The organism is Azospirillum sp. CT11-132, assembly GCF_047302835.1.
Lineage (GTDB): Bacteria > Pseudomonadota > Alphaproteobacteria > Azospirillales > Azospirillaceae > Azospirillum.
In genome coordinates this window covers 269166-284137 of sequence record NZ_JBGLZA010000009.1, presented here as the reverse complement: position 1 = coordinate 284137, position 14972 = coordinate 269166, and the positions used below count along the sequence as shown (strand labels likewise).

The 14972-nt window shown below is 69.2% G+C and carries 13 protein-coding genes; 8 read left to right on the top strand and 5 right to left on the bottom strand.

What is annotated here, in order from left to right:
- Positions 1-125 precede the first annotated feature (125 nt).
- Genes ACCD06_RS32895 through ACCD06_RS32880 form a run of 4 tightly spaced genes read left to right on the top strand, consistent with a single transcriptional unit; the run spans position 126 to position 3975 of the window.
- Complete coding sequence (locus tag ACCD06_RS32895; RefSeq protein WP_413346995.1) at positions 126-938, top strand: ABC transporter ATP-binding protein; 813 nt, start codon at positions 126-128, stop codon at positions 936-938.
- The gene (locus ACCD06_RS32890; protein ID WP_109073387.1) at positions 928-1800 is read left to right on the top strand and encodes an ABC transporter permease; all 873 of its coding nucleotides are present in this window, start codon (positions 928-930) and stop codon (positions 1798-1800) included. Before ACCD06_RS32895 ends, ACCD06_RS32890 begins: the two co-directional genes overlap by 11 nt.
- Positions 1797-2912 carry an ABC transporter permease gene (locus ACCD06_RS32885; protein ID WP_109073388.1) on the top strand — a complete coding sequence of 372 codons (1116 nt, stop codon included), beginning with the start codon at positions 1797-1799 and terminating at the stop codon, positions 2910-2912. The genes ACCD06_RS32890 and ACCD06_RS32885 overlap by 4 nt, the downstream gene beginning before the upstream one ends.
- 46 nt (positions 2913-2958) lie before the next feature.
- The gene (locus ACCD06_RS32880) at positions 2959-3975 is read left to right on the top strand and encodes an ABC transporter substrate-binding protein (protein WP_136701075.1); all 1017 of its coding nucleotides are present in this window, start codon (positions 2959-2961) and stop codon (positions 3973-3975) included.
- Positions 3976-4045: 70 nt separating this feature from the next.
- Here the strand turns inward: ACCD06_RS32880 and ACCD06_RS32875 are convergent, their stop codons facing one another.
- Genes ACCD06_RS32875 through ACCD06_RS32860 form a run of 4 tightly spaced genes read right to left on the bottom strand, consistent with a single transcriptional unit; the run spans position 4046 to position 10953 of the window.
- On the bottom strand, positions 4046-4588 hold the full coding sequence (locus tag ACCD06_RS32875) for a cyclic nucleotide-binding domain-containing protein (RefSeq protein WP_109073401.1): 543 nt from the start codon (positions 4586-4588) through the stop codon (positions 4046-4048).
- Between the two features lie 8 nt (positions 4589-4596).
- Positions 4597-7494, bottom strand: a complete 2898-nt coding sequence (locus tag ACCD06_RS32870; protein ID WP_413346557.1) for an NHLP bacteriocin export ABC transporter permease/ATPase subunit — start codon at positions 7492-7494, stop codon at positions 4597-4599.
- A gap of 4 nt (positions 7495-7498) precedes the next feature.
- Positions 7499-9676 (bottom strand): NHLP family bacteriocin export ABC transporter peptidase/permease/ATPase subunit, encoded by a 2178-nt coding sequence (locus tag ACCD06_RS32865; protein WP_413346555.1) that lies wholly within the window; start codon positions 9674-9676, stop codon positions 7499-7501.
- Positions 9673-10953, bottom strand: a complete 1281-nt coding sequence (locus tag ACCD06_RS32860; protein WP_413346553.1) for an NHLP bacteriocin system secretion protein — start codon at positions 10951-10953, stop codon at positions 9673-9675. The genes ACCD06_RS32865 and ACCD06_RS32860 overlap by 4 nt, the downstream gene beginning before the upstream one ends.
- 235 nt (positions 10954-11188) lie before the next feature.
- Here ACCD06_RS32860 and ACCD06_RS32855 point away from each other — a divergent pair, with 235 nt between their 5' ends.
- A complete protein-coding gene (locus ACCD06_RS32855; protein ID WP_136701072.1) occupies positions 11189-11947 on the top strand; it encodes a GntR family transcriptional regulator in 759 nt (252 codons plus the stop codon).
- Positions 11948-11962: 15 nt separating this feature from the next.
- Here the strand turns inward: ACCD06_RS32855 and ACCD06_RS32850 are convergent, their stop codons facing one another.
- Positions 11963-12433, bottom strand: a complete 471-nt coding sequence (locus ACCD06_RS32850; protein WP_413346551.1) for a methylglyoxal synthase — start codon at positions 12431-12433, stop codon at positions 11963-11965.
- A gap of 232 nt (positions 12434-12665) precedes the next feature.
- On the opposite strand from ACCD06_RS32850, the gene kduI reads away from it, so the two are divergent.
- From kduI to ACCD06_RS32835, 3 genes are all read left to right on the top strand, one after another.
- Positions 12666-13502 carry a 5-dehydro-4-deoxy-D-glucuronate isomerase gene (gene kduI / locus ACCD06_RS32845; protein ID WP_109073394.1) on the top strand — a complete coding sequence of 279 codons (837 nt, stop codon included), beginning with the start codon at positions 12666-12668 and terminating at the stop codon, positions 13500-13502.
- Between the two features lie 59 nt (positions 13503-13561).
- Positions 13562-14320: a 2-dehydro-3-deoxy-D-gluconate 5-dehydrogenase KduD gene (gene kduD, locus ACCD06_RS32840; protein WP_109073395.1), complete on the top strand. Its 759-nt coding sequence runs from the start codon at positions 13562-13564 to the stop codon at positions 14318-14320.
- Positions 14321-14584: 264 nt separating this feature from the next.
- A complete protein-coding gene (locus tag ACCD06_RS32835) occupies positions 14585-14956 on the top strand; it encodes a cupin domain-containing protein (protein ID WP_109073396.1) in 372 nt (123 codons plus the stop codon).
- Positions 14957-14972 lie beyond the last annotated feature (16 nt).

Here is a 14972-nt window from a genome sequence, read left to right as displayed (position 1 = left end):
ATACTCTACCCGCCCACCTCCCCACCCCCGCCCCATCTGGCTCACTTTTTGCTCCCGTCCCCCGCGACAGACGACAACGCGAAGGGACGACCGCCGTGCCAGCCGCCCAGCCCGCACCGCTCACTCTGGTTCCGCCGGGCGCAGACCCCGCGCCGCGCACCATCGTCGACATCCGCAACCTGACCCTGACCTATCAGGCCGCCGATCATCCGGTCTACGCGCTGAACGACGTCAGCCTGTCGATTGCCAAGGGCGATTTCATCTCGCTGATCGGCCCCAGCGGCTGTGGCAAGACCACGCTGATGCGCGTTGTCGCCGACCTCGAACAGCCGACTTCCGGCGAGGTGACGGTCAACGGCATGACGCCGGAACAGGCACGGTTGAAACGCGCCTATGGCTATGTCTTCCAGGCCCCGGCGCTCTACCCCTGGCGGACGGTGGAGCGCAACGTCATGCTGCCGCTGGAGATCATGGGCTTGCCCAAGGCCGACCGGCAGCAGCGTGCCCGCGAGCAGTTGGACCTCGTCGGCCTGTCGGGCTTCGAGCGCAAGTTCCCCTGGCAGCTGTCGGGTGGCATGCAGCAGCGGGTGTCCATCGCCCGCGCTCTCGCCTTCAACCCCGACCTGCTGCTGATGGACGAGCCGTTCGGCGCGCTCGACGAGATCACCCGCGACCATCTGAACCTTCAGCTCACCCGCCTGTGGCTGAGCACCCGCAAGACCTGCATCTTCGTCACCCACTCCATCGCCGAGGCAGTGTTCCTCTCCACCCGCATCGTGGTGATGAGCCCGCGTCCCGGCCGCATCCTCGACGTCATCGACTGCGACCGCGACCTGCCGCGCGAGCGCACATTCGACATCCGCGAAAGCCCGGAGTTCCAGCGCATCGCCCACCGCGTCCGCGAAGGGCTGATGGAGGGCCACAGCTATGACGACTAAGAAGACGCTGCCGGTGGCCGTGATGGCGCTGGCGGTGCTGGTGCTGTGGTACGCCGGTGCGGTCTGGCTGAATGCGCCGATGGCGACGGACGCGCTGAACCGCGCCGGCCACGACTGGACCACCGCCGACCTGATCCGCGCCACGCTGGCGATGAAGCGCCCGATCCTGCCGACGCCGAATCAGGTGGCGCTGGACCTCTACAATTCCCTGACCGGCTATCCGGTGACCAGCATCCGCAACCTGCTCTACCACACCGGCGTCACCGCCGGGGCGGCGCTGGCCGGCTTCGGCATGGGGGTGGTGCTGGGGGTGGCGCTGGCGGCGGGGATCGTTCAGGCGCGCACGCTGGAATCGAGCCTGCTGCCCTGGGTCATCGCGTCCCAGACCGTGCCGATCCTGGCGATTGCGCCGATGATCGTGGTGATCCTCGGCAACATCGGCTTCACCGGCCTGCTGCCCAAGGCGATCATCGCCGCCTATCTCTGCTTCTTCCCCATCACCATTGGCATGGTGAAGGGGCTGCGCTCCGCCGATCCGCTGACGCTGGACCTGATGCGCACCTACAGCGCCGGCACCGCCCAGACCTTCCGCCTGCTGCGCCTGCCGGCCTCCCTGCCCTACCTGTTCACCAGCCTGAAGATCGCGGTCGCCGCCAGCGTCGTCGGCGCCATCGTCGCCGAGTTGCCGACCGGTGGACAGGCGGGGTTGGGCGCGCGGCTGCTGTCCGGCTCCTACTATGGCCAGACCGTGCAGATCTGGAGCGCGCTGGTGATGGCAGCATTGCTGAGCGTCACGCTGGTCGCCGCCGTCGGCCTCGCCGAACGGGCGCTGGTGCCGGGCGGCCGGGGAGGTGCGCGATGACTCGGTCCAAAATAGCCCGCCCCGCCATGGCCCCTTGGCCGCTGGTGATGCTGGCCGCCCCGTTGCTGCCCTTCGCCACGCTCGACGGCACCGCCCTGTATCTGCCGCAGATACCGGCAGCCCTGGGGCTTTTTGCACTGACCGTCGCAACCATTCTGGCGAGGCGCCTGCCCGCTTCCGCCCTGGGAGAAGCCCTGCTCCTGTTGACCGGAGTCGCCGCCGCCTATGCCACGCCGCTCCTGCTGCTGAGCCAGGGCCACGCGCTCGCCCAGGCCGGCGGGCTTTGGCTCTCCATGGCCGGCGCCACCCTGCTGCTGTGGCGGGTGCTGGCCCTGCTGGCGGGGGTGAGCGGTCCGGCGCGGCTGGCCGGTCCCGCCCTGTTCGGGCTGGCGCTGGTCATGCTGTGGGAGATCCTGACCCGCGGCTTCCAGGTGCCGACCATCCTGTTGCCGCCGCCGAGCCTCGTGCTGACCGCCTTTGCCGCCAATGCCGCCGACCTGTGGGACGATTTCCGCCAAACGGTGCTGACCTCCGTCCTGCGCGGCTACCTGATCGGCTGCGGTGCCGGGTTCCTCGTGGCGATCCTGGCCGACCGGGTGCCTTTCCTGGCGCGCGGGCTGCTGCCGCTCGGCAATCTCGCCAGCGCCGTGCCGGTGGTGGGCATCGCGCCGATCATGGTGATGTGGTTCGGCTTCGACTGGCAGTCCAAGGCCGCCGTCATCGTGGTGATGACCTTTTTCCCGATGCTCATCAACACGTTGGCCGGGCTGCAGAGCGCCGAGCGCATCCAGCTCGACCTGATGCGCTCCTACGGCGCCGGCTACTGGCGCACGCTGGCGATGCTTCGGCTTCCCTGCGCCTTGCCCTTTTTGTTCAACGGACTGAAGATCAACTCGACCTTGGCACTTATCGGGGCCATCGTCGCCGAGTTCTTCGGGACGCCGGTGGTGGGGATGGGCTTCCGCATCTCCACCCAGGTCGCCCGGATGAATCTGGATGTCGTGTGGGCGACCATCGCCGTCGCCGCCCTGACCGGATCGCTGCTCTACGGTGCGCTTGCACTGGCGGAGCGGCATGTCACCGCCTGGCACCCGTCTTTCCGCAAACGCTGACCGCCTCAAGCCAAGACAAACTCCAGCCAGAAGAGGATCGAACGCGATGAAGACCCTTGCCTCCGCCGTCCTGCTCGCCGCCACCGCGCTCACCGGCCTCGCCGGCTGGGGTGCGCCGGCCGCCGCCGCCGATCCGCTGACGCTCCAGCTGAAATGGGTCACCCAGGCCCAGTTCGCCGGCTATTACGTCGCGGCGGCCAAGGGCTTCTACAAGGACGCCGGGCTGGACGTCACCATCAAGGCCGGCGGCCCCGACATCAACCCGACCCAGGTCATCGCCGCCGGCGGCGCCGACGTGATCGTCGACTGGATGCCGTCGGCGCTCGCCAGCCGCGAAAAGGGCGTGCCGCTGGTCAACATCGCCCAGATGTTCCAGAAGTCCGGCATGATGCTGACCTGCCGCAAGGATGCCAACATCAAGGACCCGAAGGACTTCAAGGGCCACACGCTGGGCGTCTGGTTCTCCGGCAACGAATATCCCTTCCTGTCCTGGATGAGCAAGCTGGGCTATTCCACCTCCGGCTCGACCCCGGACGTCAAGGTTCTGAAGCAGGGCTTCAACGTCGATCCGCTGCTGCAGAAGCAAGCCAGCTGCATCTCCACCATGACCTACAACGAATATTGGCAGCTGATCGAAGCCGGCATGAAGGCCGACGAGTTGACCGTCTTCAAGTATCAGGACCAGGGCGTCGCCACCCTGGAGGATGGCCTCTACGCCACGGAAAAGGCGCTGTCCGATCCGAAGATGGTGGAGAAGCTGGCGAAGTTCGTGAAGGCCTCGGCCAAGGGCTGGGAGTACGCCGCCAAGAACCAGGACGAGGCGGTGAAGATCGTGCTGGAGAACGACACCACCGGCGCCCAGACCGAGGAGCACCAGACCACCATGATGCAGGAGGTCGCCAAGCTGATCGACGGTGGCGCCAAGGGCACCGGCTATCTCGACCCGGCCGACTTCAACCGCACGGTGGACATCCTGATGTCGGGCGCCTCCACCCCGGTCATCTCGAAGAAGCCGGAAGGCGCCTACAGCCACGCGGTGTTCGACGCGGCGGCCAAGCTTTAAGGCATCGCCCGTCTTCTCCCTCCCCTGCGAGAGCGGGGGAGGGTCGGGGTGGGGGCAATACAGCCTCCCCCTACCCCCGCGCCGCCATCAGCGTGCGCAGCATCCGCTCGAACCGCGCACCGGCGAGCGAGACCTGATCGAGCAGCCCCTCGTCCAGCTCGTCCTCCATGATCCGGCCGGCGTCCATCGTCTGGCCCTTGCCGTATTTCAGCCGGTCGACGGTGCCGCGCAGGCGGTCGGCCAGGAAGATCGCCAAGGCCTTGTAGAAGCGCCCGGCGAAGCCGCCGTCGCTGCGCAGCCGCGCCTCGATCTCCCGCTTGGCCAGCGCCAGAACGATGCAGCGCCCGTCCGCCGACACGGTGGCCGAGGGCGGCGCCGAATCGACGAAGGACACCTCGCCGACCACCTCGCCGCTGCCCAGCCGCGCCACCGTCCCGACCCCGGCGACATCGACGGTGGCATGGCCCTCCAGCACGATGTAGAGCGAGTCCGCCGCCTCCCCCTGGCGCACCAGCACCTGCCCGCCGGCCAGATCGAGCCGCCGGCCGGCGCGGGCCATCCACTCGATGTCCTCGTCGCTGAGATTGCCCAGGATATACAGGACCTTGCGCATCATTCCCCCTAAAGCAACTGCCGACTGGCCAGCGTCCGGAACGGCCCGTCCACCGCCATCAGATCCTCGTACCGCCCGGACTGCACCAGCCGCCCGGCCTCCAGAACCAGGATGCGGTCGACGTCGCGGATGGTGCTGAGGCGGTGGGCGATCACCACGCGGGTGACGCTGAGCTTGGCGAGCGACGCCGTCACCACCGCCTGGGTGCGGTTGTCGAGCGCGCTGGTCGCTTCGTCCAGCAGCAGGACGCGCGGACGATGGACCAGGGCGCGGGCGATCATCAACCGCTGGCGCTGGCCGCCCGACAGGGTGCCGCCGCCGTCCATCAGCACCGTGTGCATGCCCATCGGCATCTGTTCGATGTCGCGGTCCAGCCCGACCAGCCGCGCCGCATGCCACGCATCGTCCAGCCCGAGCGGTGTGGTGCCGACGATGTTCTGGAACAGGCTGCCCGCCGTGATCCGCCCGTTCTGCAGCACCACGCCGATCTGCCGGCGCACGGCGGCGAGGTCGAGCCGTTCGGCGGCGCGGCCGTCGAAGAACACCTCCCCCTGGTCCGGCCGTTCGAAGCCCAGCAGCAGGCGCATCACCGTCGATTTGCCGCTGCCCGACGCGCCGACGATGGCGACGAACTCCCCCGGTTCGATCGACAGGCTGAGGTCGTGCAGCACCGGCGGCGCATCGGGGGCGTAGCGGAAGCCGACACGGCTGAGCGTGATGCCGCCCTGCAATTCACCCGGCGCGTCGCGGCCGGCCTGAACCTCGGGTGCGGTCTCCAGGATCGGACGGGCGCGCTCCAGCAGCGGCAGGACTGTCAGGCTCTTGGTCAGGGCGTGCGCCATCTCGGTCAGCGCCGCCAGCAGCTGGCCGAAGGCGGTGATGAAGGCGAGGAAACTGCCGGTGGAGAAGGCGGCCGGCGCCTCCTGCCCCGGCGTCGCCGCCAAAGCTTGAAGCGCCTGCTGCTTGGCGTCCGATTCCATCAGCAGCGCCACCGCCAGGAACACCGCGATGGTCGCCAGCGTCGGGAAGGCGGCGTGGAAAGTCTCCAGCGCGTTGCCGTAGCGCTGGGCGGCCACCGCGCGGGATTTCTGCGCCGAGAAACCGCGCGCCCATTCCGCCATCGCCCGCGGCTCCGCCCCGGCGACGCGCAGCTTGCCGATGCCGACGATCAGCTGCAGCACCAGCCCGTCCAAGCGGCCCTGTCGGCGGATATGCTCCCGCTCATGCCGCAGTTGGCCATAGGACAGCGCCGCGGTCACCAGCGCCGACAGCAGCGCCAAGCCTGTCGCAATCAGGGCGAGGCGCCAGTCATAGACCGCCAGCAGCCCCAGGCTGATCGACCCGAACAGCGCGCCCAGCAGGCCGGTCACCGTGCTCGCCGCCAGGATCTCGCGCACGGTCTGCAACCCCAGCGCCCGGTCGGCGAGGTCGCCGGCGGTGTAGCGGCGGAAAAAGCCGACCGGCAGGGCGAACAGACGGTCGATGAAGGCCGCCTGCATCACCCCGTCGATCCGGCTTTCCAGCCGCAGCACCGCCATCACCTTGACGATGTCGAACGCCGCGCCGCCGATGGCGGCGGCGACCAGCCCGGCGATGATGAAGAACAGCTGCCCGGTATCGGCGCGCGGGATGGCGCTGTCGAACAGGAAGCCGGTGGCGACCGGCACCAGCAGCCCCAGCACCGCCACCGCCAGCCCGCTCAGCCCCAGCCGCATCCCGTCGCCGCCAAGACCACGCAGGGGGAAGCGGATCGCCTCCGCCGCACCCAGCGCGCGGGCCGGCAGCGGGCGGTAGAGGTGCAGCCCCTCCGCCGCCAGCAGGTCGGCCACCGCCTGCGTCACGCGGCGCCGGCCGCGGGACTCCAGCATGTCGAAGCCGGCCGGGGTGGGCAGCAGCGCCACCGGCACCCTGCCCTCCTCCAGCCAGCCGAGCATCGGCGCCCCTTCGCTGCGCCACCAGCCGTCGCGCAGGATCACCTTGCGACCGCGCAGGCGCGCGGCGGCCAGCATCAGATCCAGCGTTTCCGAGGCCGGCTTGCCGGCGGCATCGATGCGGGGAAGCGGCTCCTCCAGCCCCATATGCGCCATCAGCGCGGCCAGCGCGCCCGACAGCGGGTCGCCAAGGACCGGAGCGGCCGCGGACGCCTGCCCGTCGACGAGGTCGGACAGGCCGCCCAGCGCCTGGGCCAGCGACTCCCGTGCCGATTCCCGGCTGCGCAGGGCGCGCTTCGCCTCGCTGTCCGCCTGGGCGGCGACGCGGCTGCCGATGCGGTCCAGCACCAGCGCATGGAAGCGGTCGAAGGCCGGCCACAGAGTGGCGGCGTCGGGCCATGCCTCGGTGACCGAAACGGCGGCCCCTGCGGTACTTTCAATCCAGGCGCGGTCGGCCATCGGCAGCGGCGGCTCACCGACCCCCGTCGGCGGACCGCCCAGCCACGCGACCTCCCCCTCCGTCACCGTCAGCCACAGCGGCCGGCGCGGGTCGGCATACAGCCGTTCGCCGGGACCGAGCGAGCGAGCGCCCGGTTCCGCCACCCGGTCTGGCCAGACCGCCTCGCCGCCGGTCGCGGCATCGGTCAGGCGCAGGATCCAGGCTTCGGCATGGGGCAGGAAATCCTCCGCCCCGGCCAGCGCCTCCCGCTCCACCCCGCTGAGGCGCGAGCCGATGGACCCGACCGCAACCAGGGTCGCGCCGGCCTGCATGCCGACCCCGAACAGCAGTGCCCCGGTTTCCGCCCGGAACAGGTGGCGGCGCCGGCCGCTGCCGCCTGCGAGGTGGAACAGGTCGACATAGCCGTCCTCCACCCGCCATCCCAGCCGCGGGTCGTCCAGCGTCAGCGGCCGGTGGTTGCCACCCTCCACCAGGATGGGGCCATGCAGGGTCGCGGGGCTGTCCAGAACGTCCATCGCCTCACCCCGCCGCGATCAGCGAGGCGTACTCGCCACCGCGCGCCAGAAGATCCTCGTGGCTGCCGCGCTCCACCACCCGGCCCTGGTTCAGCACGATGATCTCGTCGCAATCGCGGATCGTGCTCAGCCGGTGGGCGATGATGATGCAGGTGCAGCCGCGCCGCCGCAGATTGTCGTCGATCAGCTTTTCCGTCGCCACGTCCAGCGCCGCCGTCGCCTCGTCCAACACCAGGATCGACGGGTTGCCGGCCAGCGCGCGGGCAATCTCCAGCCGCTGGCGCTGGCCGCCGCTGAAATTCACGCCCCCTTCGGCGACCGGCGCGTCGAGCTGGCCCTGGCGCCCGGCGACCTCGCCCAGGATAGCGGCATCCTCCAGCGCGCGGGTCAGCGCCGCTTCCGGCACCGTGCGGTCCCACAGGGTCAGGTTGTCGCGCACCGAGCCGTCGAACAGGAAGACGTCCTGGTCGACATAGGCGATGGAGGCGGCGCGCAGCCCCACCGGGATTTCCGCCGGCGCCTGCCCGTCGAAGAGGATTTGCCCCGACCAGGGCTGGACGAGGCCGCAGATCAGCCGGCCGACGGTGGATTTTCCGCTGCCCGACCCGCCGACCAGCGCCACCCGCATCCCCGGCGCCAACGCCAGCGACAGCCCCTCGATCAGCGGCGGGTCGAGCACGCTGTAGCCGAAGGACACGTCGACCAGTTCCACCGCTCCGCTCAGCCGCGCCGGCCCATCCGCAACCTCCGCCCCCTCGGCGGCGAGACCGGACTGCGGGTCGGGCGCATGGTTCAGCGTGTCGTTCAGCCGCTGCAGGTCGGCCTTCACCCGCTGCAGCGTCCCGCCCATGCCGACCAGCTTAGCAACCGGCTCGGAAAAGCTGGCCCCAAGGCTCTGGAACGCCACCAGCGCGCCGACGGTCAGCGCCCCGTCCATCACCCGCACCGCGCCCAGCCCCAGGATCGCCGCCGTACCCAGCGCATTGAGGAAGGTCGGCGCCACCGTCAGCATCGCCGAATGAACCCCCAGCGTCTGGCGCACCGACAACAGCCGGGCCTGATAGCCGGCCCAGCGCTCGAACGCCTGCCCCTCCAGCCCGGCCGACTTCAGCGTCTCGATCGCCTGGATGCTGCCGATGGTGACGGCGCCCAGCTTGGCCTGTTCCGACAGCAGGCGCCGCCCGGCATCCTCCCGCCCGCGCGAGGCGCCGCGCAGGAACAGCACGTTGCCCAGCACCAGCAGGATGGTCACCGCCGCCAGCGCCACGTCGTAGGTCAGCATGACCAGCCCGAAGAAGACCACCGTCAGCAGGCTCATCGCCGCCGTCGCCATCTCGCCCGACAGCAGCCGCGCCACCCGGTCGTTGGCGGCGACGCGGCCGGCGATGTCGCCGGGATGGCGCTGGCCGAAGAAGGGAACCGGCAATTGCAGCAGCCGCCAGACATAGCGGCTGGCCATCACCATGGCGAATTTGGTCTCCAGCTTCAGCAAAGCCGACTGCTGCAGCGCCGTCAGCGCCGCCCGCAGCAGCGCCGTGGCGCCCATCCCCAGCAGAAGCGGCACCAGCCAGTTGCGCTGCCCGCCGATCAGCACCTCGTCGACGAAGGCCTTGGTGAAGGCCGGCAGGGCGATGCCCGGCAGCACCAGCGCCAGGCTGGCGGCCAGCGCGAGGCCCACCGCCGCGCGCGACCGCTTCAACTGCCGCCCCAGCATGCCGGCAAGGCTTGGCGGCTTCGCTCCGGCGACGAACTCCGGACCTTTCTCGAAGGCCAGGGCGACACCGGTGAAGGCCTCGGAGAACTCCGCGCGGGTGACTCGGCGCGGGCCGGTGACCGGATCGTTCAGATAGGCGTGATCGCCCTTGAAGCCTTCGAAGACCAGATAATGGTTGAAGTTCCAATGGACGATCAGCGGCCAGGGCATGTCGGCCAGCGCGTCCGGCTCCTTCTTGAAGCCCTTGGCGGTCAGGCCGTAGCGCCGCGCCGCGCGCAGCAGGTTGCTGGCCTTGCTGCCGTCGCGCGACACGCCGCAGGCGACGCGCAGCTCCTCCAGCGGCACCCAGCGGCCGAAATAGGCCAGAACGATGCCGAGCGACGCGGCGCCGCACTCCACCGCCTCCATCTGCAGCAGCGTGGGCGTGCGCACGCGGGTCTGCTTGCGAACCGGCGGCTTTGCGCTCACAGGCCGGTCGCCTTGCGCAGGGCCGGGATGACGAAGGCCATCGGCGGCTGTTCGCGCACCGTCACCTCGCCCTCGGCCAGGGTGCCGCTGGTGATGGTCATCGCCGGACCGCCGCCGGACGACCAGCGGTAGCCGGACGGCGTGCCGGCCTCCGGCACCAGATCGACGCGCACGGCAAACGGCGGTCCCTTGGCGGAGAACTGCGTCACCAGCCGGTCGTTCTGCAACACCGCCTGCATGCCCTGCGGGGTGGAGGGGAAGTCCGACACCTCGGCGACCCGGCCGACCAGCGTGCCGTACTCCTCCTTGCGCACCGTCGACGGCGCGATGCGGACATCCATGCCGGGCTTCAGCTTCTTGCCATGCTCCGGCGGGACATAAAGCACCAGCTGCAGGCCGCGCGACCCGCTTTCGATGCTGACCACCGGGGTGCCGGCGGCGACGCGCGCGCCCTCCGCCACCTTCCATTCGGTGACGCGCCCGTCGGTCGGGCTGAGGATCCGCGTGTCCTGTTCCAGCTGCAGGGCAAGCTCGTCCACCCGCCGGCGGGCGTCGGCGACGCGGTCCCGACCTTCGGTCAGCGTCTGCTCGGCCCGGCTGGCCATGTCCAGCTCCTCGGTGTCGATCTGCAAAAGCTGGCTCTTGGCGTCGCTGACCTTCTGGCGGGCGGCGGCCAGTTCCTGCCGCGTGTCCTCCACCCGCTGGCGGGTGGTGAAGCCGCGGCTGGCGATGTCCTCCTGCCCGCGCAGCAGGGTGTCGAGGAACTGCACGCGTGTCTCGGCGGCGGCCACGACCTGCCTCAGGGCGGCACGACGGGCGGCGAAGTTGGCACGGCGGGCCTGTGCCTCGCGCTCCAGCTGATTGGTGCGGCGCGCCAGATCCTGCTCCCGCTCCCTCACCACCGCCCGCGCGTGGTCGAGAGTCTGTTCAAGCCCCGCCTTGTCGACACGGGCCAGCAGCTGGCCGGCGGTCACGGTGTCGCCCGGCTTCACCAGCGGCGCCACCAGCGCGCCGGACGCGCTGGCGACCGCGTCGAACACCCGGCCGCCGCTGCTGACCAGCAGGCCGGAGCCGGTCACCCGCGTCGGGATGCTCCCCACCACCGCCCAAACCAGAGCCAGCGCCAGCAGCCCCAGCAGCGCGGTCAGGGCCAGCCAGCCCCGCGGCGTGGTCAGCGTGACCAGCCGGTCCAGCTCCTCCGGCGACGACAGGCGGTCGAGCGCCGCCTTGCGGAACAGCCGTTCCGACGGCGAGGGGGTGGTCGGCGCTGCGGTCATGCGGATCGGGCTCGCAATGGGCGGTGTAAAGGTGGGTATACGTATGGGTAGGTTGTGGAGAGTGAAACAAGCAGCCCGGCCATTGCAACCCTGCTGAACCGCCCGTCCCAAGCTGTCACAGGAGCTGTCGCCGGGCAGCCATGAATTTCCGGCGGCAAAAGGCTTTTCGCCCATGGAAGCGCAGCGATATATTAGTAATTGCGGCATCAGGCCGAAGGACATGAACGGGACGACCATGGATTCCAATGCGGGCGATTCGAATTTGGTGGCCGTGGCCGCACCGGCGCGCCGCCGCCGTCGCCGGCCCGCCAGCGCCACCGCGAGACCCGCCCATCGCGGCGCCACCGTGTCGGGCACCATCTATCGCGACCTGCGCGATGACATCGTCTCGCTGCGCCGCAAGCCGGGCGAGCCAGTGATCGAGAAGGAGGTGGCGGAGGCCTATGGCGTCAGCCGCACGCCGGTGCGCGAGGCGATGCTGAAGCTTGCCGACGAAGGTCTGGTGGAGGTGTTCCCGCAGTCCGGCACTTTCGTCGCCCGCATCCCCCTCAGCGCCCTGCCGGAGGCCATCGCCATCCGCCGCGCGCTGGAGGAGGCGACGGTGCGCTACGCCGCCGAACAGGCGACCGGCAGCCAGATCGCCCGCCTGCGCGCCAATCTGGAACTGCAGCGCGAGATGAAGGAGGCCGGCAATTTCGACGGCTTCCACGATGCCGACGAGGCGTTCCACGCGCTGCTGGCGGAGATCTCCGGCTATCCCGGCTTCTGGGCGTTGACCCAGCAGGTGAAGCGGCAGATCGACCGCTACCGCCACCTGACCCTGCCGGCCGCCGGCAGGATGGACAAGGCACTGGGCGAACACAGCGCCATCGTCGAGGCGGTCGCCGCCCGCGACCCCGACCGCGCGGTGGGCGAACTGCGCCACCACCTGACCGACCTGCAGCTGGGCATCGCCGACGTCCGGCAGACCTATCCGCAGTATTTCACCGCCTGAGGATGGCGGGCGCGCTCACACCTTGCGCGTCTCGTACGCCGTGAAGCAGGCGGCGCGCGGGGCGTAGCCGCTGGCGAAATGGGCGGAGGAGACGATCATGTCGGCCGTCGCCTCGTTGCAGGCCATCGGGATGTTGTAGAGCGTCGCCAGCCGGGTCAGCGCCTTCACATCCACGTCGTGCGGCTGGGCGGTCATCGGATCGACGAAGAAGACCAGCAGGTCGATCCGCCCCTCCGCGATCATCGCGCCGATCTGCTGGTCGCCGCCCAGCGGACCGCTCTTCAGTGGGGTCACGTCCAGGCCGGGATGGGCGTCGCGCACCTTCTGGCCGGTGGTTCCGGTCGCCCAGAAGGCGTGGCCGTCCAGCGCCGCGATGTTGGCGCCGATCCAGGCGATGAGGTCCGCCTTGCGGGCGTCGTGGGCGACGAGGGCGATGCGCTTGCGGGGCTGCCGGCCAGATTGCTGGCCAGATGGCTGGGTGGTCATGATTGGACACTCCGGACGAGGACCGTCCACTAATATATTACCATGGCCGCCCGCGCAACGCGGCGCCCCCGCCCCTTCACGGTTCGACCGCCCCCGGCGTCTTTGTCGCACCCTCCGTTTGATGAAATGTCCGGATTTCCATCATTAAGCCTTGCCCTGCTTACTAGTATATTAGTATGATGGCGCCAGACCTGCCGGACAGCCGGCTGCACAGATTTGAAAGGACCACCCCATGAAAATCTCCGTCCGGCACGCCTCGCACCCCGATGCCGTCCGCGCTTTCGACACCGAGACGCTGCGCGACCATTTCCTGGTCCCGACCCTGTTCGAGGCCGACGAGACCGTCTTCACCTACAGCCACATCGACCGTTTCGTCGTCGGCGGCGCCATGCCGGTCGCCGGCCCGGTGAAGCTGGAGTCCTCCAAGGAGATCGGCTCGCCCAACTTCCTCGACCGGCGCGAGCTGGGCGTGGTCAATGTCGGCGGCGCCGGCCGCGTCACCGTCGACGGTGCCGTCTATGAACTGGCGCCGCGCGACGCGCTCTATGTCGCGATGGGCAGCAAGGACGTCACGTTCGAGAGCCTGGACCGCCGCGAGCCGGCCAAGTTCTACCTGAACAGCACCCCCGCCCATGCCCGGTTCGAGACGATGAAGATCTCGATCGGTCAGGCCAAGGCCGTGCATCTCGGCGACCCGGCCCAGTCGAACGAGCGCACCATCTACCAGATGATCCACCCCGACGTGGTGCGCACCGCGCAGCTGGTGCTGGGCATGACGGTGCTGAAGCCGAACAACATGTGGAACACGATGCCGTGCCACACCCATGACCGGCGTTGCGAGGTCTATTTCTACTTCGACCTGCCCGATGACGCCCGCGTCATCCACCTGATGGGCGAGCCGGAGCAGACCCGCCACCTCGTCGTCGCCAACGAGCAGGCGGTGATCTCCCCGCCCTGGTCGATCCATTCCGGCGTCGGCACCCGCAACTACACCTTCATCTGGGCGATGGGCGGCGACAACCAGGACTTCACGGACATGGACTTCGTCGCCATGGACCGCCTGCGCTGACGCGCCGCCGGATTTGAAACCCCGGATTTGAAACCAACGCATAAGAACGGAAACCGACCATGAGCATTTCGTTCGACCTGACCGGCAAGGTGGCGCTGGTCACCGGCGCCAACACCGGCATCGGCCAGGGCATCGCCGTGGCGCTGGCGCAGGCCGGCGCCGACATCGCCGCCGTCGACGTGGTGTCGCTGGACGAGACCAAGGGTCTGGTCGAGGCGGCCGGCCGCAAGTTCCACGGCATCCACGCCGACCTGACCTCCATCGCCCCGGTCCAGGGGCTGGTGGAGGAGACAGTCGGCAAGTTCGGCAAGCTGGACATCCTGGTCAACAATGCCGGGCTGATCCGCCGCGCCGACGCCGTCGACTTCAGCGAGGCCGACTGGGACCTCGTGATGAACATCAACATCAAGACGGTGTTCTTCCTCTGCCAGGCCTTCGGCCGCTACGCCATCAATGAAGGCCGCAAGGGCAAGATCATCAACATCGCGTCCATGCTGTCCTTCCAGGGCGGCATCCGCGTGCCGTCCTACACCGCCTCCAAGAGCGGCGTCGCCGGCATCACCAAGCTTCTGGCCTGCGAGTGGGCCGGCAAGGGCATCAACGTGAATGCCATCGCGCCGGGCTATGTCGCCACCAACAACACCGCGGCTCTGCGCGCCGACGAGAGCCGCAGCGCCGAGATCCTCGGCCGCATCCCGGCCGGCCGCTGGAGCGTGCCGTCCGACATCGGCGGACCGGCGGTGTTCCTGGCGTCGGAAGCCGCCGACTACATCCACGGCACCATCCTGCCCGTCGACGGCGGCTGGCTGGCGCGCTGACGATAACGGCCCTTTTCGGCACTCAAGTGCTGCGTGACGTTCGCATCATGGCCGATGTGACGCACTGGACGTGAAAGGCTTCTTTGGCCGTCATTCCCGCGAAGGCGGGAATCCAGACACTGTAAGCATTTGCATTGGAAACTCTGGATCCCCGCCTTCGCGGGGATGACGCAAAGTTCCTTCAGTCCCGGACGTTCATCACGCCGTGTGATGCGCGCGTCACGCCTGGGCCGGAACGGGCATTCGATGGGAGGAAAACGGATAATGACCACCGACGTGTTCGTCACCGCGGGCGACATTCCGTGGCAGGATCTGGGCGACGGCGTTCGCCGCAAGATTCTCGGCTACAACGACACGATGATGATGGTGCGGGTGGAGTTCGAGGCCGGCGCCATCGGCGCGCAGCATCGCCATCCCCATGTCCAATGCGCCGTGGTGGAGAAGGGGTCCTTCGACGTCACCATCGACGGCCGCACCCAGCGCCTGAACGCCGGCGACGGCTATATGGTGCCGTCCAACATCCTGCATGGCGTGGTCGCGCTGGAGCCGGGCGTGCTGCTCGACATCTTCACGCCGATCCGCGAGGACTTCCTGGGCGAGCCGGTGGCCTACGCCGCGGAAGCCGACGCGAAGTAGGCCCGAAACGGCTTCT

What these genes read in the sequence shown, in the direction of transcription:
- ACCD06_RS32890 (WP_109073387.1), top strand. Translation starts at nt 928, where the DNA reads ATGACGACTAAGAAGACGCTGCCGGTGGCCGTGATGGCGCTGGCGGTG.
- ACCD06_RS32885 (WP_109073388.1), top strand. Translation starts at nt 1,797, where the DNA reads ATGACTCGGTCCAAAATAGCCCGCCCCGCCATGGCCCCTTGGCCGCTG.
- ACCD06_RS32880 (WP_136701075.1), top strand. Translation starts at nt 2,959, where the DNA reads ATGAAGACCCTTGCCTCCGCCGTCCTGCTCGCCGCCACCGCGCTCACC.
- ACCD06_RS32875 (WP_109073401.1), bottom strand. Translation starts at nt 4,588, where the DNA reads ATGCGCAAGGTCCTGTATATCCTGGGCAATCTCAGCGACGAGGACATC.
- ACCD06_RS32870 (WP_413346557.1), bottom strand. Translation starts at nt 7,494, where the DNA reads ATGGACGTTCTGGACAGCCCCGCGACCCTGCATGGCCCCATCCTGGTG.
- ACCD06_RS32860 (WP_413346553.1), bottom strand. Translation starts at nt 10,953, where the DNA reads ATGACCGCAGCGCCGACCACCCCCTCGCCGTCGGAACGGCTGTTCCGC.
- ACCD06_RS32855 (WP_136701072.1), top strand. Translation starts at nt 11,189, where the DNA reads ATGGATTCCAATGCGGGCGATTCGAATTTGGTGGCCGTGGCCGCACCG.
- ACCD06_RS32850 (WP_413346551.1), bottom strand. Translation starts at nt 12,433, where the DNA reads ATGACCACCCAGCCATCTGGCCAGCAATCTGGCCGGCAGCCCCGCAAG.
- kduI (WP_109073394.1), top strand. Translation starts at nt 12,666, where the DNA reads ATGAAAATCTCCGTCCGGCACGCCTCGCACCCCGATGCCGTCCGCGCT.
- kduD (WP_109073395.1), top strand. Translation starts at nt 13,562, where the DNA reads ATGAGCATTTCGTTCGACCTGACCGGCAAGGTGGCGCTGGTCACCGGC.
- ACCD06_RS32835 (WP_109073396.1), top strand. Translation starts at nt 14,585, where the DNA reads ATGACCACCGACGTGTTCGTCACCGCGGGCGACATTCCGTGGCAGGAT.